Source organism: Pseudomonas sp. LBUM1651 (assembly GCF_059716135.1).
Map to the genome: position 1 here is coordinate 1,190,602 of NZ_CP166805.1, position 21,537 is coordinate 1,212,138.

20 protein-coding genes are annotated in these 21,537 nt (G+C 59.8%); 15 read left to right on the forward strand and 5 right to left on the reverse strand.

Annotated elements, in window-relative coordinates; genetic code table 11:
* The first annotated feature begins 97 nt into the window (after positions 1-97).
* Positions 98-820, forward strand: coding sequence for a tellurite resistance TerB family protein (locus ACA066_RS05460; RefSeq protein ID WP_497698428.1), 723 nt, complete (start codon positions 98-100; stop codon positions 818-820).
* A gap of 62 nt (positions 821-882) precedes the next feature.
* Here the strand turns inward: ACA066_RS05460 and ACA066_RS05465 are convergent, their stop codons facing one another.
* Complete coding sequence (locus tag ACA066_RS05465) at positions 883-1,881, reverse strand: hypothetical protein (RefSeq protein WP_497698429.1); 999 nt, start codon at positions 1,879-1,881, stop codon at positions 883-885.
* A 314-nt stretch (positions 1,882-2,195) separates the two neighbouring features.
* On the opposite strand from ACA066_RS05465, the gene ACA066_RS05470 reads away from it, so the two are divergent.
* The 14 genes from ACA066_RS05470 to ACA066_RS05535 all read left to right on the forward strand — a co-directional run bounded on the left by ACA066_RS05470 (position 2,196) and on the right by ACA066_RS05535 (position 17,893).
* Positions 2,196-3,818, forward strand: coding sequence for a methyl-accepting chemotaxis protein (locus tag ACA066_RS05470; RefSeq protein WP_497698430.1), 1,623 nt, complete (start codon positions 2,196-2,198; stop codon positions 3,816-3,818).
* Positions 3,818-4,354, forward strand: coding sequence for a chemotaxis protein CheW (locus ACA066_RS05475; protein ID WP_497698431.1), 537 nt, complete (start codon positions 3,818-3,820; stop codon positions 4,352-4,354). The genes ACA066_RS05470 and ACA066_RS05475 overlap by 1 nt, the downstream gene beginning before the upstream one ends.
* Positions 4,351-5,628 (forward strand): CheR family methyltransferase, encoded by a 1,278-nt coding sequence (locus ACA066_RS05480; RefSeq protein ID WP_497698432.1) that lies wholly within the window; start codon positions 4,351-4,353, stop codon positions 5,626-5,628. The genes ACA066_RS05475 and ACA066_RS05480 overlap by 4 nt, the downstream gene beginning before the upstream one ends.
* A complete protein-coding gene (locus tag ACA066_RS05485) occupies positions 5,625-6,308 on the forward strand; it encodes a chemotaxis protein CheW (RefSeq protein WP_497698433.1) in 684 nt (227 codons plus the stop codon). The genes ACA066_RS05480 and ACA066_RS05485 overlap by 4 nt, the downstream gene beginning before the upstream one ends.
* Positions 6,305-8,614, forward strand: a complete 2,310-nt coding sequence (locus ACA066_RS05490; protein ID WP_497698434.1) for a hybrid sensor histidine kinase/response regulator — start codon at positions 6,305-6,307, stop codon at positions 8,612-8,614. The genes ACA066_RS05485 and ACA066_RS05490 overlap by 4 nt, the downstream gene beginning before the upstream one ends.
* Entirely contained in the window at positions 8,611-9,621 is a 1,011-nt protein-coding gene (locus ACA066_RS05495) for a chemotaxis response regulator protein-glutamate methylesterase (RefSeq protein ID WP_497698435.1), read from the forward strand. Before ACA066_RS05490 ends, ACA066_RS05495 begins: the two co-directional genes overlap by 4 nt.
* Before the next feature lie 48 nt (positions 9,622-9,669).
* Positions 9,670-10,671: a diguanylate cyclase domain-containing protein gene (locus ACA066_RS05500; RefSeq protein WP_497698436.1), complete on the forward strand. Its 1,002-nt coding sequence runs from the start codon at positions 9,670-9,672 to the stop codon at positions 10,669-10,671.
* A 270-nt stretch (positions 10,672-10,941) separates the two neighbouring features.
* A protein-coding gene (gene prfB, locus ACA066_RS05505; RefSeq protein ID WP_139272976.1) for a peptide chain release factor 2 occupies positions 10,942-12,037 on the forward strand; the annotation gives its coding sequence in 2 pieces (ribosomal slippage) (positions 10,942-11,013 and positions 11,015-12,037; 1,095 coding nt in all).
* A 102-nt stretch (positions 12,038-12,139) separates the two neighbouring features.
* The gene (gene lysS / locus ACA066_RS05510; protein WP_497698437.1) at positions 12,140-13,642 is read left to right on the forward strand and encodes a lysine--tRNA ligase; all 1,503 of its coding nucleotides are present in this window, start codon (positions 12,140-12,142) and stop codon (positions 13,640-13,642) included.
* A 124-nt stretch (positions 13,643-13,766) separates the two neighbouring features.
* Entirely contained in the window at positions 13,767-14,468 is a 702-nt protein-coding gene (locus tag ACA066_RS05515) for a TetR/AcrR family transcriptional regulator (RefSeq protein ID WP_497698438.1), read from the forward strand.
* A 171-nt stretch (positions 14,469-14,639) separates the two neighbouring features.
* The gene (locus tag ACA066_RS05520; RefSeq protein ID WP_497698439.1) at positions 14,640-15,194 is read left to right on the forward strand and encodes a hypothetical protein; all 555 of its coding nucleotides are present in this window, start codon (positions 14,640-14,642) and stop codon (positions 15,192-15,194) included.
* 36 nt (positions 15,195-15,230) lie between these two features.
* The gene (locus ACA066_RS05525) at positions 15,231-16,508 is read left to right on the forward strand and encodes a flavohemoglobin expression-modulating QEGLA motif protein (protein WP_497698440.1); all 1,278 of its coding nucleotides are present in this window, start codon (positions 15,231-15,233) and stop codon (positions 16,506-16,508) included.
* A gap of 144 nt (positions 16,509-16,652) precedes the next feature.
* Positions 16,653-17,567, forward strand: a complete 915-nt coding sequence (locus tag ACA066_RS05530; RefSeq protein WP_497698441.1) for an alpha/beta hydrolase — start codon at positions 16,653-16,655, stop codon at positions 17,565-17,567.
* Complete coding sequence (locus ACA066_RS05535; protein WP_497698442.1) at positions 17,564-17,893, forward strand: PA3694 family proteiin; 330 nt, start codon at positions 17,564-17,566, stop codon at positions 17,891-17,893. The genes ACA066_RS05530 and ACA066_RS05535 overlap by 4 nt, the downstream gene beginning before the upstream one ends.
* An 86-nt stretch (positions 17,894-17,979) precedes the next feature.
* Here ACA066_RS05535 and ACA066_RS05540 read toward each other — a convergent pair whose 3' ends face one another.
* From ACA066_RS05540 to ACA066_RS05555, 4 genes are all read right to left on the reverse strand, one after another.
* Positions 17,980-19,386 carry a metallopeptidase domain-containing protein gene (locus ACA066_RS05540; protein WP_497698443.1) on the reverse strand — a complete coding sequence of 469 codons (1,407 nt, stop codon included), beginning with the start codon at positions 19,384-19,386 and terminating at the stop codon, positions 17,980-17,982.
* A gap of 141 nt (positions 19,387-19,527) precedes the next feature.
* Positions 19,528-20,316 (reverse strand): lipotoxin F family OmpA-related lipoprotein LptF, encoded by a 789-nt coding sequence (lptF, locus tag ACA066_RS05545; protein WP_497698444.1) that lies wholly within the window; start codon positions 20,314-20,316, stop codon positions 19,528-19,530.
* A 48-nt stretch (positions 20,317-20,364) separates the two neighbouring features.
* Complete coding sequence (locus ACA066_RS05550) at positions 20,365-20,778, reverse strand: DUF4398 domain-containing protein (protein WP_497698445.1); 414 nt, start codon at positions 20,776-20,778, stop codon at positions 20,365-20,367.
* Positions 20,779-21,120: 342 nt separating this feature from the next.
* Complete coding sequence (locus ACA066_RS05555; RefSeq protein WP_497698446.1) at positions 21,121-21,465, reverse strand: pilin assembly protein; 345 nt, start codon at positions 21,463-21,465, stop codon at positions 21,121-21,123.
* Positions 21,466-21,537 lie beyond the last annotated feature (72 nt).

Consider the following 21,537-nt stretch of genomic DNA (forward strand, 5'->3'; position numbering starts at 1 on the left):
ACATCTGGAAGCACTCTCTCCGGGAGGGGCTGGGCACTTTCGATCTAGGCTGGTGGCCTTAAGTGTCCGGTTTACCCTTTTCGTGGAGGCGGCAAGAATGAATACCCGTGGATTGCTCGATCAGTTACTTAAATCTGGCCAGGACATGCTGCAGAACAAGGCTGGGGGCACGCAGAACAAGGCGTCCAGTGGTGGTTTGGGTGGGCTGCTCGGTGGTAACGGTGGTTCGGGTGGCCTTGGCAGTTTGCTCTCGGGTGCGGGTGGAGGTGCGCTGGCGGCGGGCGCCATGGGCCTTTTGATCGGCAACAAGAAGGTTCGCAAGGTCGGCGGCAAAGTCGCCATTTACGGCGGCCTCGCAGCGCTGGGCGTCATTGCCTACAAGGCCTACGGTAACTGGCAGGCCCAGCAGGGCACGGCGCCGGGGAGGGAACCGCAAACCGTGGACCGCCTGCCCGCCGCCCAGGTTGAGCAACACAGTCAGGCGATTCTCAGGGCGCTGGTGGCCGCGGCCAAGGCTGACGGCCATGTCGACGAGCGCGAACGTGCACTGATCGAAGGTGAGTTCACCAAGCTCGACAACGATCAGGAGCTGCAACACTGGCTGCACGCGGAACTCAACAAACCGCTCGATCCAACCGATGTAGCGCGCGCCGCCAGCACCCCGGAAATGGCCGCCGAGATGTACATCGCCAGCGTGATGCTGGTGGACGAAGAGAACTTCATGGAGAAGTCTTATCTGGATGAACTGGCACGCCAACTCAAGCTTGAACCGGCGTTGAAGGCGGAATTGGAAAAGCAGGTACGTCAGGCTTTGGTTTGATTGCTCAGGTAAAAACTGCGACGAGGGGCATGCCCCCCCCGTCCAGCCTACACACGCCTTGCCTATGCCGTAACGGGGACGTTGTACGCCCAACCAGAAAACGTGTTCTCAACATACTTTACTTTTGAAAAATGCTGCCGGGCAGTTAGCATCATTTCTGGATGTAAACCCGTGGCCTGGATTTCCCAGCTACCATCCAGTTTGGCAATCCCTTTACCGTGAAAGCTCCCCACTCCCGCTTGAGCCAGCACGATATCTGCCCCTGGAACACCATTCTGCCCGCGTATCATTGAGCTCATGGACGAATGTGTGATAACTGGCGGGTCAAGTACCACAACACGCAAGGTATTGCTACGCATGTACCAATCATAACCATCATGCCCGTCCAGGTAGACATGCAAATCATGGACACCTTGTTTCAGATCATCGTTGAGCCTCAGGTCGGTATCCCCATACTGGTCTGTCTTTACATGATTGGTTAATTCAATACCCGTATGGGAATCGATAATCCGTAGCCAACTTCTGGCATGACCACCCACACCAAAAGTAGGGCGTCGTTCCACTTTCATTCCCTGATATGTTCCGCGGAAAAACGGTCGTGTGTACATCACAGTGTTGCGGTCCTCTTGGTTCTCGCGTCCCGCACCGGGTACTGAAGTTTCGAACTCACCCTCATTGGTGTCATCGCTCTCCTTGCCCGGTACTACGTAGATGCGGGTGATGAGGGTGTCCATGGTCCAACTGCCATCTTTCCACAAGGCAAGGATTATGTCGTTGACTCCAGTGGGCAAATTTCTGTTCACAGGCAGCACGTACTCTCCATACTTATTCGTTACACCCACCCCGCTCAACGGCTCCATAGTGTGTGCATCCCTTAACTGGACACTACTGGCGGCGTGTCCATACACTTGAAAATTTGGGCGTGAACCAGTTGTAGCTCCCCATCTTGGCGCATCGACCCTTGGCGGAGTTTCTAAAGGTTCAACACCTTTATCCCTTACGTTGCCTTCCTGTACGCAAATTTCTTCTGTTGCACTGAACTCGCTTTCTGCTTTTGACATGATCTCGCTCCTGCGAATGCCGCTCGTTATTGAGTGACTTGCCACTGTCGTTCTACGCCCACGTCGGGCGTAGCAAACCTGTCATAAATGACAGTTCAGACCAGCGGTAACAGTGCTCCTCCGCAAGTCCTCTGCGCGCTCCAGGTCTCAGTGCGCGGCTACACACGTTGCATTGCTGTGGCTCGTCCTCCGCACTCGCCCGCGATGGCGGCCGAGAGATCGCCAGCGCCGAGTTGCCCTGTGCAGTCGCTGATAAAATGCGGCGTGCCCTCGGCTATACTCCCCAGCATTTGAAATGGCCCCGAGGACTGACTGTGAAGAACTGGACGTTGCGCCAACGCATTTTGGCGAGCTTTGCGGTAATTATCGCCATCATGCTGCTGATGGTCGTCGTCTCGTATTCTCGGCTGTTGAAGATCGAGGTCAGCGAAGACAGCGTCCGTGACGACGCGCTTCCCGGGGTCTATTACAGTTCGATGATTCGTGGCGCCTGGGTCGACAGCTTCCTCCACATCGAGGAGATGCTGGGTCTGAAGGAAGGGCAGGGTATCAGTGCCGAAGATGTCGCCGACCTCAAGAACTATGAAGCGCAAGTGCAGGAAGCGATGAACAACTATCGCGGCACTGTGACTACGGAAGTAGACAAAGTTGAGTTCGCGGCTTTCCAAAAAATCCATCAGGATTACGGCAAGGTGCTGGCCGCGGTGTTCGACTTGCATCAGCGCAACCAGCGAGCCGACGCCATCAAGTTGTTCAACGAACAGCTGACCCCGGCGTGGACCGCGGGGCGTCTGAAACTCAATGACATTCTTGAGTACAACAAAACCGTGGCAGATCAGGCCATGGCGGACATCCATGACGCCGTGCTCACCGCTGAAGTCATCATGGGCATTTCCCTGCTGGTGGCGGTGCTGGCCGCCGGCCTCTGCGGCCTGTTGCTGATGCGCGCGATCATGGCGCCGATGAACCGCATCGTGCAGATCCTCGAAATCATGCGCACCGGCGACCTCAGCAGCCGCTTGAACCTGGAGCGCAAGGACGAATTCGGCGCCGTGGAAACCGGCTTCAACGACATGATGACCGAGCTGACGTCGCTGGTGTCCCAGGCTCAGCGCTCCTCGGTGCAGGTCACAACGTCGGTCACCGAGATCGCCGCCACCTCCAAGCAACAACAAGCCACCGCCACGGAAACCGCCGCCACCACCACAGAAATCGGCGCGACATCCCGTGAAATCGCTGCCACCTCGCGCGACCTGGTGCGCACCATGACCGAAGTCTCCACCGCGGCCGATCAGGCCTCGGTGGCCGCCGGTTCCGGACAGCAGGGCCTGGCGCGGATGGAAGAGACCATGCACTCGGTGATGGGCGCCGCGGATCTGGTCAACGCCAAACTGGCGATCCTCAACGAGAAGGCCGGCAACATCAATCAAGTGGTCGTGACCATCGTCAAGGTGGCGGACCAGACCAACCTGCTGTCGCTGAACGCTGCCATTGAAGCCGAGAAGGCCGGTGAATACGGCCGCGGGTTTGCCGTGGTCGCCACCGAGGTGCGGCGTCTGGCGGACCAGACCGCCGTGGCCACTTACGACATCGAGCAGATGGTGCGCGAGATCCAGTCGGCGGTGTCGGCCGGGGTCATGGGCATGGACAAATTCTCCGAAGAAGTGCGCCGCGGCATGTCCGAGGTGCAGCAGGTCGGCGAGCAGTTGTCGCAGATCATCCATCAGGTTCAGGCGCTGGCGCCGCGGGTGTTGATGGTCAACGAAGGCATGCAGGCCCAGGCCACCGGTGCCGAACAGATCAACCACGCACTGGTGCAGTTGGGCGATGCCAGCAGCCAGACCGTCGAGTCGCTGCGCCAGGCCAGTTTCGCCATCGATGAGCTGAGCCAGGTGGCCGTCGGGCTGCGTAGCGGCGTTTCGCGATTCAAAGTCTGATGAGCGAACTCACGGCCAAACGCATCGCCGTGAAGCCGGCGTTGCACGCATTGTTTCTGGTGTTTCGCATCGGCAGCGAGCGCTATGCCCTGCAAGCGATCGAGGTGGCGGAAGTGCTGCCGCGTCTGCCGTTGAAGCCGATTCCCCGCGCACCGGATTGGGTCGCCGGGGTGTTCGCCTATCGAGGCGCGGTGGTGCCGGTCATCGACCTCAGTGCGCTGACGTTCGGTTTGCCGGCTCAGGCCCGCACCAGCACGCGCCTGGTACTGGTCAATTACCGTCCGGATGAAACCGTTGAAGCGCAGTTGCTCGGGCTGATCCTGGAGCAGGCGACCGACACGCTGCGCTGCAACCCGGCGGATTTTCAGCCTTATGGCCTCGACAATCGCCAGGCGCCTTACCTCGGGCCGGTCCGTGAAGATGCGCAAGGTTTGCTGCAATGGGTGCGTGTCGCCGACCTGCTGGATGAACAGGTTCGCGCACTGCTGTTTCCGTCACCGCCACTGGATCCGGCGTTGCTTGAGGAGCGGCCATGAGCAGCGATCAGCGGTTTTTCGATTTTCTCAAGGAACGCATCGGCCTCGACGTGACCTCGGTGGGCCCGGCGATCATCGAGCGTGCCGTGCGCCAGCGCAGCACCGCATCGCGGTCGCAGACGGCTGATGAGTATTGGCACACCTTGCAGGGCTCGCGGGATGAGCAGCAAGCGCTGATCGAGGCGGTGATCGTTCCCGAAACCTGGTTTTTCCGTTACCCGGAATCCTTTGCCACCCTGGCGAAACTGGCGACCAAACGACTGGCCGACATCAACAACATGCGCGCGCTGCGAATCCTCAGCCTGCCGTGTTCCACCGGCGAAGAACCCTATTCCATCGCCATGGCGTTACTGGATGCCGGACTCAAGCCGCATCAGTTCAAAGTCGAAGGCATGGACGTCAGCCCGCTGTCGGTGGAAAAAGCCAAGCGCGCGCTGTACGGCAAGAACTCGTTTCGTGGCCAGGACATTGCATTCCGCGAACGGCATTTCATCGCTGAGGACGATGGCTATCGCCTCAGCGAGCGAGTTCTGGAACAGGTGCGTTTGCAGGTCGGCAATCTGCTGGATCCGGCGTTGCTGGCCAACGAACCGCCGTATGACTTTGTGTTCTGCCGCAACCTGCTGATCTATTTCGATCAGCCGACTCAGCAACAAGTCTTCGAAGTGCTCAAGCGCCTGACCCATGTCGACGGCGTGCTGTTTATCGGCCCGGCCGAGGGCAGTTTGCTGGGGCGCTTTGGCATGCGCTCGATTGGAATCCCTCAATCTTTCGCGTTCAGCCGTCAGAGCGCCCCTGCGCCTGAACCTGTTCCAGCCGTTGTGCCAAAACTGCTGCCGACTCCGCTGCCGGTGCGTCAGCCGGTGCGCAGCGTGACGCCACCCGTGCGCAACCGGCCTTTCGCAACCGTGACACCGTTGCCGGTGGTGACGAAAGCCGCCAACCCGGACGCCGCCACGTTGCTGGCCAACATCGCCGCACTGGCCAACGAAGGCAAAAGCGCCGAAGCCCGTGCCGCGTGCGAAAGCTATTTGCGCAGCCATGAACCGGTGGCCCAGGTGTTTTACTGGCTCGGACTGCTCAGCGATGTCGCCGGTAGTGTCCTCCAGGCCCAGGGGTTCTATCGCAAGGCGTTGTACCTCGAACCGCAACATCCCGACGCGTTGATGCACCTGGCGGCCTTGCTGCAATCCCAGGGCGACACGGCGGGCGCCCGACGATTGCAGGACCGCGCCGCCCGTAGCGAGCGCGCAGACAGTGAGCGCAAACGATGACCGCCGCCGACACCTTTAGCCTCACCCATGAAGATGCCCAGGCCATCGACGATTGCTGGAATCGCATCGGTATCCACGGCGACAAGTCCTGCCCGCTGCTGATCGACCACATTCACTGCCGCAATTGCGCGGTGTATTCGGCCGTCGCCACGCGTTTGCTTGACCGCTACGCGTTGCAGCAGGACGACCGCGGGCAAGTCTCGGTCGCGGTCGAAAGCGACGTGAAAACCCGCTCGCTGTTGATGTTTCGCCTCGGTGAAGAATGGCTGGGCCTGGCCACCCGCAGTCTGGTGGAAGTGGCGCCGCTGCAAGCCATCCATTCCCTGCCGCACCAGCGCTCCCGGGCCTTGCTCGGCGTGGCGAACGTACGCGGCGCACTGGTGGCGTGCCTCTCGCTGGTGGAACTGCTGGGGCTCGACGCCACCAACAGCGTGGCTTCAGGCGCGCGCGTGATGCCGCGGATGTTGATCATTGCCGCCCACGGTGGGCCAGTGGTGGTGCCGGTGGACGAAGTCGACGGCATCCATGCCATCGACGAGCACACCCTCGACGCGGCGTCCCGCTCCGGCAGCCAGGCCAGCGCCAAATACACCCGTGGCGTGTTGCAATTCAAAGGTCGCAGCCTGCGTTGGCTGGATGAAGAACAGCTGCTGACCGCCGTGACCCGGAGCCTCACATGACCCCCGAGCAAATGCGCGACTCCTCTTTGCTGGAACTGTTCAGCCTGGAAGCCGAGGCCCAGACCCTGGTGTTGAGCACGGGGCTGCTGGCGCTTGAACGCGATCCGACCCAGGCCGATCACCTCGAATCGTGCATGCGCGCGGCCCACTCGCTCAAAGGCGCGGCGCGGATCGTCGGGGTCGATGCCGGGGTCAGCGTTGCCCATGTGATGGAAGATTGCCTGGTCAGCGCCCAGGAAGGCCGGTTGTACCTGCGGCCCGAGCACATTGATGCCTTGCTGCAAGGCACCGATTTGCTGATGCGCATCGCCACGCCGAACAACGCACCGACGCCTGCGGAAATCGAGGGCTATGTGGCGCTGATGGCGCGCTTGCTGGATCCGCTGGCACTCGCCGCGCCGATCAGCACGCCGATTGCGCCGTTCATGACCGGGCCAGAAGTACCATCCGTCGAACTGATGATTCCAGAAATCGAGCCGGTCATCGCCGCACCGTCAGCGCCCGACGTGCCGGCTGAACCCGTCGCGCCGCGCAACACCAAACGCACCACCGAAAACGGCGAGCGTGTCCTGCGGGTCACGGCCGAACGCTTGAACAGCCTGCTCGACCTGTCGAGCAAATCCCTGGTGGAAACCCTGCGGCTCAAACCGCACCTGGCCACCATGCAGCGCTTGAAACGCATGCAGAACAATGGCCTGCGGGCACTGGAAAACCTCAACGTCCACCTCAAGGAGCAGACCTTGAGCCTGGAGGCCCGGGAAGCCCTCGACGATGCTCGCCGGCTGCTGGCGCAATCCCAGCAATTGCTGGTGGAAAAAAACGCCGAACTGGATGAATTCGCCTGGCAGGCCAGTCAGCGTGCGCAAGTCTTGTACGACACGGCGCTGGCCTGTCGCATGCGGCCGTTTGCCGATGTGCTGACCGGGCAAGTGCGCATGGTCCGCGACCTGGGTCGCAGCCTCGGCAAACAGGTACGGCTGGAGATCGAGGGCGAGAAAACCCAGGTCGACCGCGACGTCCTGGAAAAACTCGAAGCGCCGCTGACGCACCTGCTGCGCAACGCCGTCGATCACGGCATCGAATCCCCGGAGCAACGGCTGCTGGCCGGCAAGCCGGAAGAAGGCTTGATCCGCCTGCGCGCGTCCCATCAGGCCGGTCTGCTGGTACTGGAGCTGAGCGATGACGGCAACGGCGTCGATCTGGAAAAGGTTCGCCGCAGCCTCATCGAACGTCAGTTGTCCCCACCGGACACCGCCGCGCAGTTGAGCGAAGAGGAACTGCTGACGTTTCTGTTCCTGCCGGGTTTCAGCCTGCGGGACAAGGTCACCGAAGTGTCCGGACGCGGCGTCGGCCTGGACGCGGTTCAGCACATGGTTCGTCAGTTACGCGGCGCGGTGGTGCTGGAGCAGACGGCGGGCGAGGGCAGCCGTTTCCACCTGGAAGTGCCGCTGACGCTGTCGGTGGTGCGCAGCCTGGTGGTGGAAGTCGGCGACGAGGCGTATGCGTTTCCGCTGGCTCACATCGAGCGCATGTGCGACCTGGAGCCGGCGGACATCGTGCAGGTCGAAGGTCGTCAGCACTTCTGGTACGAGGGCCGGCACGTCGGATTGGTCGCCGCGAGCCAATTACTCCAGCGCCCGGCGAGTCAGAACAATCAGCAAACCCTCAAGGTCGTGGTCATTCGCGAGCGCGATGCGATCTACGGCGTCGCGGTCGAGCGGTTTATCGGCGAGCGCACGCTGGTGGTTCTGCCACTGGACGAACGTCTGGGCAAGGTGCAGGACATTTCTGCCGGCGCCTTGCTCGACGACGGTTCGGTAGTGCTGATTGTCGACGTCGAAGACATGCTGCGGTCCGTGGATAAACTGCTCAATACCGGTCGCCTGGAACGTATTGCCCGCCACAGTAATCAGGCGGCCGAAGCAGCGCGCAAACGGGTGCTGGTGGTCGACGATTCGCTGACCGTTCGCGAGTTGCAGCGTAAGCTGTTGGTCAATCGCGGCTACGACGTGGCCGTGGCGGTGGATGGCATGGATGGCTGGAACGCCCTGCGTTCGGAGGATTTCGATCTGCTGATTACCGATATTGACATGCCGCGCATGGACGGCATCGAACTGGTGTCTTTATTGCGCCGGGACAATCGATTGCAATCGCTACCGGTTATGGTGGTGTCCTACAAGGATCGCGAAGAAGACCGTCGTCGTGGACTGGACGCCGGGGCCGACTATTATCTAGCCAAAGCCAGTTTTCATGACGACGCCCTGCTTGATGCAGTGGTTGAGCTCATCGGAGGAGCGCGGGCATGAAAATCGCAATCGTCAACGACATGCCCATGGCGGTAGAGGCTCTGCGCCGCGCCTTGGCATTTGAGCCGGAGCATCAGGTGATCTGGGTTGCCAGCAATGGGGCCGAGGCCGTGCAACGTTGCGTGGAATACACCCCGGACCTGATCCTGATGGACCTGATCATGCCGGTGATGGATGGCGTCGAGGCGACCCGGCGGATCATGGCCGAGACGCCGTGCGCCATTGTGATTGTCACGGTCGACCGCGAGCAGAACGTGCATCGGGTGTTCGAGGCCATGGGGCATGGGGCGCTGGATGTGGTCGATACGCCGGCGATCGGTGCCGGCAATGCCCAGGAAGCTGCGGCGCCGCTACTGCGCAAGATCCTGAATATCAGCTGGCTGATCGGCGACAAGGGCAATCGGGTGCGACCCGCGCCGAGTCCGTCGCGCCACTCGGGCTCTCGGCAAAAATTGATCGCCATCGGTTCGTCCGCGGGCGGGCCGGCAGCGCTGGAAGTGCTGCTCAAGGGACTGCCCCGGGATTTCCCGGCCGCTATCGTGCTGGTGCAGCACGTCGACCAAGTGTTCGCCGCCGGCATGGCCGAGTGGCTCAGCAGCGCCAGCGGCCTGGACGTGCGCCTGGCCCAGGAAGGCGAACCGCCACAGGCCGGCACCGTGCTGCTGGCCGGCACCAACCACCATATCCGCTTGTTGAAAAACGGCACGCTGGCGTACACCGCCGAGCCGGTCAACGAGATCTATCGGCCCTCGATCGATGTGTTTTTCGAGAGCGTGGCCAGTTACTGGAACGGCGATGCAGTGGGTGTTTTGTTGACCGGCATGGGGCGCGATGGCGCGCAGGGGCTTAAACTCATGCGCCGACAGGGCTACCTGACCATCGCTCAGGACCAACAAAGCAGCGCGGTGTATGGCATGCCGAAAGCGGCAGCGGCCATCGACGCGGCTGTGGAGATTCGCCCGCTGGACAAGATAGCGCCACGATTGCTGGAGATTTTCACCAAATGACTACGCTTAGCAGCAATCCTGGTCCAGGCAGTACTCAGGTGACCGCACATGAATGAATTACAGCTCGACGGCTTCAAAACCGACGAAAACGCCGCCATGGTGTTGTTGGTGGACGATCAGGCCATGATCGGCGAGGCGGTACGCCGCGGGTTGTCGAATGAAGAAAACATCGACTTCCACTTCTGCGCCGACCCGCATCAGGCGATTGCGCAGGCCATCCGGATCAAACCGACGGTGATCCTGCAGGATCTGGTCATGCCCGGTCTCGACGGCCTGAGCCTGGTGCGTGAATACCGCAATCACCCGGCCACCAAGGATATTCCGATCATTGTGCTGTCGACCAAGGAAGACCCACTGATCAAAAGCGCGGCTTTCGCGGCCGGGGCCAATGATTATCTGGTGAAACTGCCGGACAACATCGAACTGGTGGCGCGCATCCGCTATCACTCGCGCTCCTACATGACCCTGCTGCAACGCGACGCGGCGTACCGCGCGCTGCGGGTCAGCCAGCAGCAATTGCTCGATACCAACCTGGTGCTGCAACGGCTGATGAACTCGGACGGTCTGACCGGGCTGTCGAACCGCCGTCACTTCGACGAATACCTGGAGCTGGAGTGGCGCCGTTCGTTGCGCGATCAGAGCCAGTTGTCGCTGCTGATGATCGATGTCGACTACTTCAAGTCCTACAACGACAGCTTTGGCCACCTCGAAGGCGACGAAGCCTTGCGCAAGGTTGCCACGGCCATTCGTGACGCCATCGCCCGGCCTTCGGACCTGCCGGCCCGTTACGGGGGTGAAGAGTTTGTTCTGGTGCTGCCCAATACCACACCGGGTGGAGCGCGACTGGTGGCGGAAAAGCTCCGCCTGACCGTGGAGGCGCTGAAGATCCCTCACATTTTCCCCCGCGAAGGCTCAAGCCTGACCATCAGCATCGGCCTGTCGACCATGATCCCGCAGCCGGGCAGCGATAGCCGGCAACTGATCTCGGCGGCGGACAAGGGGCTGTACCTGGCGAAGAACAATGGGCGTAATCAGGTGGGCATCGAATAGCGCTCAAACGCCGGCCTCTGGCCTGATGCGTACCCTGTGGCGAGGGGCTTGTCGGAACGCCGCATCGCCCCGTTCGGCTGCGAAGCAGTCGTAAAACCTGTATACCGGGTCTGACTGAAAGAATGCCGGGGCCGCTTCGCGACCCAACGGGGGCAAGCCCCCTCGCCACAGGTTTTATGTTGCCCCTAAGCCGCCAGGCGGGCTGCCGTGACAGTCTGATTACGTTATACTCGCCGGCTTTCAAAAGTTCGCCAACGAGTGCTGCCCGCCATGGAAATCAACCCGATCCTTAACAGTATCAAGGACCTGTCCGAGCGCTCCGAAACTATTCGGGGGTATCTTTGACTACGATCAAAAGCATGAGCGTCTGACTGAAGTCAATCGCGAGCTTGAAGATCCGTCTGTCTGGAACAACCCGTCGTACGCTCAGGAACTGGGTCGCGAGCGGTCCCTGCTGGCGCAGATCGTCGAAACCCTCGACGAAATGCACACCGGCCTGGCCGACGCCAAAGACCTGCTGCTGATGTCCGCAGAGGAAGAAGACCAGGCCGCCGTCGATGACGTCGCCGCCGAAGTCGAGCGTCTGCGCGAGTCCCTGGAAAAACTCGAATTCCGTCGCATGTTCAGCGGTGAAATGGACGCCAACAACGCCTACCTGGACATCCAGGCCGGCTCCGGCGGCACCGAGGCCCAGGACTGGGCCAACATCCTGCTGCGCATGTACCTGCGCTGGGCTGACAAACGCGGTTTCGACGCGACCATCATGGAGCTGTCGGCCGGTGAAGTCGCCGGGATCAAGGGCGCCACCGTGCACATCAAGGGCGAATACGCCTTTGGCTGGCTGCGTACCGAAATCGGCGTGCACCGTCTGGTGCGCAAGAGCCCGTACGACTCGGGCAACCGCCGTCACACCTCGTTCTCGGCCGTGTTCGTGTCGCCGGAAATCGATGACAACATCGAAATCGACATCAACCCGTCGGACCTGCGCATCGACACCTACCGCTCCTCCGGTGCCGGTGGCCAGCACGTAAACACCACCGACTCGGCCGTACGGATTACCCACGTACCGACCAACACCGTGGTCAGCTGCCAGAACGAACGCTCCCAGCACGCCAACAAAGACACCGCGATGAAAATGTTGCGGGCGCGCTTGTACGAGCAGGAAGTGCAGAAACGCAACGCCGCCTCGCAAGCCCTGGAAGAGACCAAGTCGGACATCGGCTGGGGTCACCAGATCCGCTCCTACGTACTCGATGCGTCGCGAATCAAGGATTTGCGCACTAACATCGAACGCAGCGACTGCGACAAGGTGCTCGACGGCGACATCGACGAATACCTGGTGGCGAGCCTGAAACAAGGCCTGTAACCCGGATCGGCTGACACACAGCGATCCCTGTAGGAGCCGGCTTGCTGGCGATCCCCAGCCGAAGGCTGGGGACAATGAACCTGTGATGGAATTTTTAAAGACATGAGCGACCTAGAACTCGACCCGCAAGCCCTGCAACAGGAAGAAAACTCCCTGATCGCCCTGCGCAAGGAAAAGCTTGCTGCCGAGCGCGCCAAGGGCAATGCCTTCCCGAACGACTTCCGCCGCGACAACTACTGCGAAGACTTGCAGAAACAGTACGCGGACAAGACCAAGGAAGAGCTCGCAGAGGCTGCAATCCCGGTCAAGGTTGCCGGTCGCATCATGCTCAACCGTGGCTCGTTCATGGTGATCCAGGACATGTCCGGTCGCATCCAGGTTTACGTCAACCGTAAAACCCTGTCCGAAGAAACCCTGGCCGCGGTGAAAACCTGGGACCTGGGCGACATCATTGCCGCCGAAGGCACCCTGGCCCGTTCCGGCAAGGGCGACCTGTACGTTGAAATGACCAGCGTGCGCCTGCTGACCAAATCCCTGCGCCCGTTGCCGGACAAGCACCATGGCCTGTCCGACACCGAGCAGCGCTACCGCCAGCGTTACGTTGACCTGATCGTCAACGAAGACGTGCGCCAGACCTTCCGCGTGCGTTCGCAAGTGATTGCGCACATCCGCAGCTTTTTGATGAAGCGCGACTTCCTCGAAGTCGAAACGCCGATGCTGCAAACCATCCCGGGTGGCGCGGCGGCCAAGCCGTTCGAAACGCACCACAACGCGCTGGACATGGAAATGTTCTTGCGCATTGCGCCTGAGCTGTACCTCAAGCGGCTTGTTGTTGGTGGGTTTGAAAAGGTGTTTGAGATCAACCGCAACTTCCGTAACGAAGGCGTTTCGACCCGTCACAACCCTGAATTCACCATGTTGGAGTTCTACCAGGCGTACGCCGACTACGAAGACAACATGGACCTGACCGAAGAACTGTTCCGCGAACTGGCAGAGCTGGTTCTGGGCAGCACCGACGTGCCGTACGGCGACAAGGTGTTCCACTTCGGCGAACCGTTCGTGCGTCTGTCGGTGTTCGACTCGATCCTCAAGTACAACCCCGAGCTGACTGCCGATGATCTGAATGACATCGACAAGGCGCGCGCCATCGCCAAGAAGGCCGGTGCCAAGGTGCTGGGCTTCGAAGGACTGGGCAAACTGCAGGTGATGATTTTCGAAGAGCTGGTCGAGCACAAGCTGGAGCAGCCGCATTTCATCACTCAGTACCCGTTCGAAGTGTCGCCGTTGGCCCGTCGTAACGACGACAACCCGAACGTCACCGATCGTTTCGAACTGTTCATCGGTGGCCGTGAAATCGCCAACGCCTACTCCGAGTTGAACGACGCGGAAGACCAGGCCGAGCGCTTCATGGCGCAGGTGGCCGACAAGGACGCCGGCGACGACGAAGCCATGCACTACGACGCCGACTTCGTTCGCGCGTTGGAGTACGGCATGCCGCCAACGGCCGGTGAAGGGATCGGCATCGACCGCCTGGTGATGCTGCTGACCAACTCCCCGTCGATCCGCGACGTGATCCTGTTCCCGCACATGCGGCCGCAAGCGTAAGTGAAAGCCGCCTCTCAGACAGGCGGCTTTTTTTTGATTTTGGGGAGGCGGCAGTTGCAAGCTGCAAGCCACAAGCTGCAAGCCAACTCCGTCCGCTTTTGACTTGTAGCTTGGAGCTTAAAACTTGCCGCTTCTTTCCTCGAGTATCGCCACTGCGGTCGCTGAAAGTGTTCAGTACCAGGGCCGCAAGGCCAGCCGCCAGGGCAGTGAGCAGCGTCGACAGGACATTCTCGATGCCGCCATGCGCATTGTCGTGCGCGATGGCGTGCGGGCCGTGCGTCACCGTGCGGTCGCCGCTGAAGCCGGTGTGCCGTTGTCGGCCACCACCTACTATTTCAAGGACATCGATGACCTGCTCACCGATACCTTCGCCCAATACGTGGAGCGCAGCGCGGCGTTCATGGCCAAGTTGTGGGTGAACAATGAAGGCCTGCTGCGCGAGATGGTCGTCAGCGGCGACGGCAGTCCCGAGTCGCGCTCGCAACTGGCGGACGATATTGCGCGGTTGATGGCGGACTATGTCCATCGGCAACTGATCAACCGCCGCGAGCATTTGATGGCCGAGCAAGCGTTCCGTCAGGAGGCGTTGCTCAACCCTCGCCTGGCGGAGCTGGTGCGCTCGCACCAGCAAATTCTCCTGCAGGGCACGTGTCAGCTTTTCCAGGTTTTGGGTTCCCGTGAACCACAACAAGATGCCAAAGTGTTGACGGCGATTATCGGACGGATGGAATATCAGGGCCTGCTCAACGACGCCGAGCCCGCCGCCGAAGCCGAAATGCTCGGTATCCTGACGCGGTACATGCATTTGGTATTGGCGTCGGTGTAATCCCTCGCTTGACCGCAACCCTGTAGGAGCGAGGCTTGCCCGCGAAGGCGGTTTAACATTCAACAGGTATGTTGACTGACACAACGCCTTCGCGGGCAAGTCGAATCGTCGCACCGCTCGCTCCTACAGGGACGATGACCATTCGGGGACTGTGTTCATAGGGAGTGTTGAATGAAAGCCTGGCGCGTCGTTGTGATCGCCTTGTCGTTCCTGCTGCTCAGTGGCTGCCTGGTGACCTTCAAGGAGCCACTGCCCACGAGCGACCCCGCGCCCAAGGGATTACTCGGCAAATGGACCAGCACCAACGCCTGGGGCGAACCGATGAACCTGGAGCTGACGCGCATCGGCGACAATCGCTATCAGGCGGTCAGCTATTTCAAGGCCAAACCCAAGGAACGCGAAGCCTATCCCTTCATCGTCTCGCGCCATGGCAGCCGCTGGTACCTGTCGGCGAAAGTGCCGGCGCAGTTCGGCGGGCATTTCACCATTGCCGGTTTTGAACTCACCGACAAGCATGAACTGGTGGTCTACAACCTCGACCTCGAGCAGATCAATCAGGCCCTGGGGCAGAAAGCTCTCAGCGGCGAGGGCTTTCAGACTGACGATGGCGACGGCGTGCTGATAAACACCAACATGGATCAGGTCTTCGCTTACCTCGATGATCCGGCCAATTCCGATGTCTTCGTCGAGGCCGTGCGCTATCAGCGCCTGACCAAAGCCAAGTAAACCCAGCACATAACGGTTTTTCTACAGGAGTTTCGGGTGGACGATTACCAGCAGTCGATACGCATTTTGTCCGATCGCATCGTGCTGGCGCAGACGCCGATACGCGTCCTGGATGCGGTGAAGTGGGACGAGAACATTCGTAAGAGTTTCCTCAAGGCCAAGGGCAAGGAAATGCCGGCGGTGGACCGCGATTACTACCTGAACCGGCCGCTGTCGTTCGATTCCAGCAAAGTGAAGCTGGAGTTCCAGAACATCGAGCGTGACATCACCCGCCAGCTCGGCCAGTTCAACCCGGTCGGCCAGATCATGCGGCGCATGTGCAAGGAATACCGGATGGTGGTGCGCATGCTCGAAGCACGCGGCACCGAGGATTTCGGGCTGATTTCCCAAGAGTTGTACGGCGCGGCGTCCGATGCGTTTCACGCGGGTGACCCGACCCTGTCCGACCTGGGCCTGATGCTCTCCGATTACCTGAACAACATCGATGGCCGTGGTGACCTCAAGGATGAGCCGAAAACCCTCACCGCCAAGGACGCCGTGCATTTGTTGCAAACCCGGCTGAGCAAAGTGTTTGGCGAGGCCGAGGAAACCATTCGGGTATTCGAGTCCGACGGGATCGTCGCCGATGCGGCGGCCGGCGCCGACTACATCAAGATCCGCACCGACGCGATGTTCAACGAGCGTGACGTGCGTGCGCTGGAAGTCCATGAAGGGCTGGTGCATGTCGGCACTACGCTCAACGGTCTGAACCAGCCGATCTGCACCTTCCTGTCCAAGGGGCCACCCTCGTCGACGGTGACCCAGGAAGGCCTGGCGATCCTGATGGAAATCATCACCTTCGCTTCCTACCCGAGCCGCCTGCGCAAACTGACCAACCGCACCCGCGCCATTCACATGGTGGAGGAGGGCGCGGACTTCCTGCAGATCTTCGAGTTCTTCCGCGAACAGGGCTTTGAAATGGCGGAAAGCTACGGCAACGCCAGTCGGGTTTTCCGTGGTTCGGTGCCGAACGGTCTGCCATTTACCAAAGACTTGTCCTACCTCAAGGGCTTTATCATGGTTTACAACTACATTCAGTTGGCCGTGCGTAAGGGCAAGCTTGAGCAGATACCGCTGCTGTTTTGCGGCAAGACCACGCTGGAAGACATGCGCACCTTGCGCCAATTGGTCGATGAAGGGTTGGTGGTGCCACCGAAGTATCTGCCTGAACAGTTCCGCGACATGAACGCTCTGTCGGCGTGGATGTGCTTCTCCAACTTCCTGAATCACCTGAGCCTGGACCGGATCGAAGCGGATTACTCCAACATTTTGTGAGCCATGAGCCCCCTGTAGGAGCCGAGCTTGCTCGCGATGACGGCATTACATTCAACATTTGTATCGCCTGAACCACCGCTATCGCGAGCAAGCTCGGCTCCTACAGGTACAGTGTTCCAAACCTATTTCGCGAGGTTTCAACGGATGAGAATCCTCGGCATCCTCTGCCTTCTCCTGACCCTTGGCGGTTGCAGCTCCTTGCTGTTCTACCCCGAATCCGGCCAGTTGTTCACCCCGGAAAAAGCCAAACTCGAGTACCGCGACGTCACCCTCACCACCGCCGACGGCCTCAAGTTGCACGGCTGGTGGCTGCCGGCGAAAAAAGGCGTCGAGGTCAAAGGCACGGTGCTGCACCTGCACGGCAACGGCGGCAATCTGCCCATGCATCTGGGCGGCAGCTGGTGGTTGCCGGAAGAGGGTTATCAGGTCCTGCTGATCGATTATCGCGGCTACGGTTTGTCCGAAGGCGAGCCGAGTTTGCCGGCGATCTATCAGGACATCGACGCCGCATTCAAGTGGCTCGACCAGGCGCCGGAGGTCAAAGGCAAACCGCTGATCCTGCTCGGCCAAAGCCTCGGTGGCTCTATGGCCGTGCATTACCTGGTCCAACACCCCGAACGCCAGAAGCAACTCAAGGCCTTTGTCCTCGACGGCGTGCCCGCCAGTTATCGCAGCATCGGCCAGTTCGCCCTCAGCCATTCCTGGTTGACCTGGGCATTTCAAGTGCCGCTCTCGTGGCTGGTGCCGGACGGTGACAGCGCGATCCACTCCATGGAGCAGCTCAATGGCGTGCCGAAACTGATCTATCACAGCATCGACGATCCGATCGTGCCCCTTTCCAACGGCATCCGTCTGTATCAAGCTGCGCCGCCGCCGCGGGTGCTGCAACTGACTCGAGGCGGCCACGTGCAGACGTTCGCCGACCCGGTCTGGCGCAAGGTGATGTTGCGTTATCTCGATGACCCGCAGCATTTCAACGGCCTGCGCCGACTGGGTGAAATCCCCAATTACCCGGCACCCCCGAATTCAGAAGATGAACCACCAGAGAGCCCGCAATGAGTGAAGAACGTAACGCCATCCCGCTGATCATCACCGGTATCTGCAGCATCCTCGGCACAGTGGGGGCCCTGTGGTGGTACGGCTACCTGCACTTCGCCAAGCCCGAGGATGCGCTGCTGCTCAACGAATTCACCATGCTCAAGACCGTGCCGGGTGAAGACTACAAAGTCTCCCTGGAGCCGGCGGCGCAAGTGGCACAGTGCATCGATGGTGTGCTGGTGCTGTTTGATACCGAACAGAAAGGCCTGAGCGGGGTGCTGATCAACGACCGGAAAAAAGCGGTGCGCTGCATGGGGCAGGAAACCCCGCAGAAGCTGCAACCGTAGCTGATCACACAACGGGCTTCCCTCCTTTTTCAGTTAGCGGTGACTGAATCCGGAGAGGAGCCCGTTTGTACGGCGACTAAACAGCATCAAGGCGCGATGTCAAAATCGCGAAGTTCATCCCCCGATACGTTCAAGCCTACTGCTTGATTCACTTTGCCGTTGTATTTGCCAGCCGGTAGCGAGGGCAGGGGTGCCTCCCAGTGCCCTGTCGCATCAGCGGTCACTCTGGACAGGGTCCAGTTATCGCCGAGTTTTCGATAGGAAACAGCGATCCACGCCCCGGGAAGGCTTGTGCCTGAAAAAACGATAGGGTTTGGAGTGGCTGGCGCTCCTGCTACAGGTGTCTGGATGGTGGGCGGCGAAAGGCTCATACGGCAACCAGGCAGAGGTTCTCCATTCACCGCAACGGCAATTACCGCCGCTGTAGCGGGAGCGGCACACACCGCGACGGAAATCTTCGCAGCCTCATCTTTCAATACTTTACCCAGGGTCAGTGTCGGGTCAGCGGTCGAAGCCGTCTCCGGTGTGGCGTCAAGTTGAGTGTTTTGAACAAAGCCTGCCATGTTGGTGTACCTGACCCAGACGCCATTCACTCGATTATCGGTGGGTGGGAAGTTATCGAACGGGGTGGACTTGCGGTATTCAAGAGCCAACTGAGCAGGTGCCAATCCCGGACGATTAATGAGGTAAAGCTGCGGCCCCTCCTGGCCCAGTACACCCAGGCGATAGAGACCGCTACGTTCGATGACGGCCACTTGCTTGTTATCCAGCCAGCCGGAATACCAGCGGTTGTTCGCAGGGTAGAGTGTTCCTCCCCCGGAAACCGAATCTCCCGAATCACCGTACCCAATCACAGTGCACTCGGTTGGAGCGGTCACAATGTCTTCTTCTTTGGGGCATTTGGTGTAGGTATTGCCATGGGCGTATCCCAGGTTGTGTCCTAACTCATGTTTGTAGACGTGAGGGCTACCCGCTTGGCCATAAATCCCCATGATTCGTCCTGGTCTGAAAGCTGATGCGCCTCCACCACAGTTAATGACATTGATCAGAAAGTCGAAGTTTGCCGGGTCTAACCCGTGGGCCTGTGCAGCCTCTGCCACTACATAGGTCGCCAGCGATATTCGTTGGGACGAGGGTGCGTTACAGAGTTCCGGACGAGGATGCTCGGAGGTATAGGAGATCACCTGTCCTTCCAGTGTGAGCTTTCCGTTGGAGGCAGCCAGGATGTAAGACCGTAATGAATCGGGATCTGTGGACAGCGTGTGTTTCTCGATCAAGGGTGTGTTCAGAACGTTCTCACCCTGCCAGTGCACCACGCTCACCAAAACTTTTTTCACCCCGACGACGGGACGCTGATTGACGCCCGGTTTGGGCAAGGGAACATCGGTGGGAATGGCATCCCTCTCGTCATACATAACGTCATTGAATCGCCCATCGGGCTGCATGCAGCCTGCAAGGATGGACGCTACACAAAACATCACTGTCTTACGCATCACTGGCTCCTTAATTACTCAATGACTACCGAAGCCAAACTAAGCGCAATTGGAAAGCGCGACTACTGTCATAAATGACAGTCATGAAAAAGCCCCGCCTGATCAGATCAGGCGGGGCTTTTGTGTTTCAGCAGTTGTGGCCTAGTTCGAGCTAATCGCCGAACGCGGGATCACCGGCTGGTTGTCGTTTGAAATGGTCACTTCCACCCGGCGGTTCATCGCCCGGCCCGAGACGCTGGAGTTCTCCGCGACCGGGTATTCCTTGCCGTAACCCTGAGCAACGATGCGTGCCGGATCAACGCCCATCTTCACCAGCGCCGTGCGTACGGAACCGGCGCGACGCTCGGACAGCGACTGGTTGTGCGACGCCGTACCGGTGCTGTCGGTATAGCCTTCGACAATCGCCTTGCGGTCCGGATTTTCCTGAAGGAACTGCGCCAGTTTGTTGATGTTCACCAGACCGCTGGATTTCAGGTCGGCACGGTCAGTAGCAAACAGCACATCACCAAAAGTCACCAGCGTCCCACGATCGGTCTGCTTGGCGTTCAGGCTGTCCTGCAACTGCTTGATCTGCTGATCGCGAGCATCGAGACGCGCCTGGGCACGTTGCCCGGCGGCGTTTTTCAGATTGGCTTCAGCGGTGCGCAGGGCGATGGTCTGCTTCGCCACTTCAACCCGCTGATTGGTCAGGTAAGCCATTTGGTCGACCGTATGCTCGTCTTGCTTGTCCAGGTAAGCCTTGTCGGCCTTGTCCAGGTAATCGCTGGCGTCCTTGGTTTCCAGCGCCGCGACTTTGCTCGCCTGCGGGTTGGCTTGCAGGCCGCTGTAGTTGGTGCGGGCCTGTTCCAGGTTCGCGTTAGGCGGCGTCGAGCAGGCGGCCAGTGCAACGCTTGCGGCCAACAGGGCAGGGATCATCAATTGTGTGCGCATTTTGGTTTCGTCCTTTTAAGTCGAGAAAGAAGTACGTCGAAGCGGCGCTTATTGCACGGTGCGCTGGCTTTCCTGACGCAGTTCCTGAACCCCTTTCTGAGAGTCCTTCACAGCTTGTTCGGCTTTGATCGCCTGGGCTTTGCGTTCGGCGACACGAGCGTCCCACTCGGCCTGTTCGGCGAGCATTCTGGCTTCGTCATACTTTTTGTCGTGCATGGCGATTTCGGCTTGTTTGAGCTTGTCCTGGGCGGACTTCATCTCAACCGCGGCGAACTCGGTGCCGCCTGCGCTGACGGCGCTGTTCACGGCGGATTGGGTCACGGCGTATTGCTCGGTCGGCGGGTTACCGGCGCAACCGGCCAGAACGAAGCTGCTGCCGATCGCCAAGGCGGCCAGTTTCAGGCTACGCAGGTGGTTGGACGAGGACTTGGCAGTGCTGATTTTCATGGTCTTCAACTCCATTGGAAAAACTCCTGAAAAACTAAAAATCCATCCTGGGCAAGGAGCCGCAACCATCAAATTTCGAAGCGTTTTGAAACGGCCGTCCCAGGCGTGGTTACTGGTTACGACCCGAGGCATTTTTTAAAAGTTCAGAGAAGATGGCCTATCGCCGGAAAAAACTTTGACCGAATGGACAAGGCTCTAAATCGGGAACTTTGGAGTGGCGAGGTGGTATACGAACCTGTAGGAGCGAGCTTGCTCGCGATGGATTCCGACACGCCGCGTCTCTTCAGGATTCGCGCGTTTTCGTTGACGACCATCGCGAGCGAGCTCGCTCCTACAGGGGATTCATTGGCCGGGGAATCAGTGTTTCTGCTTGTCGTCACCGGATGACAAATCATGCAAATGACGACGGGACAACGCGAGAAAACGCGGAGTCGGACCGACGTCTTCGTACAGTGGATCGCCTTCTTCATCGGTGGCCACGATGGTTGAGCCCTTCACGTACGGAAAGCTCTTTTCCAGCTCTTCCAGCGCAGCGCCGATCAGTTCGCCGAGCAGTTCTTCGGGATGCCGTTTGGGGTACATCTCGATGATAGCCGCCAGTCGTGCGGCGGCCTCCATATCCAGATGAATCGCGTAGCCGGTGTCGGTCAGGCGACCCTTGGCGTTTTCTTCCCAATGATGGGCAAGCTCGCGGATTTTCATAAAAACCTCATTGCGTGCCTGCTCGTGGCAGGCAGGGTAAGTCTCCGGCGATGGCCGGCGAAAGCCGTTGTA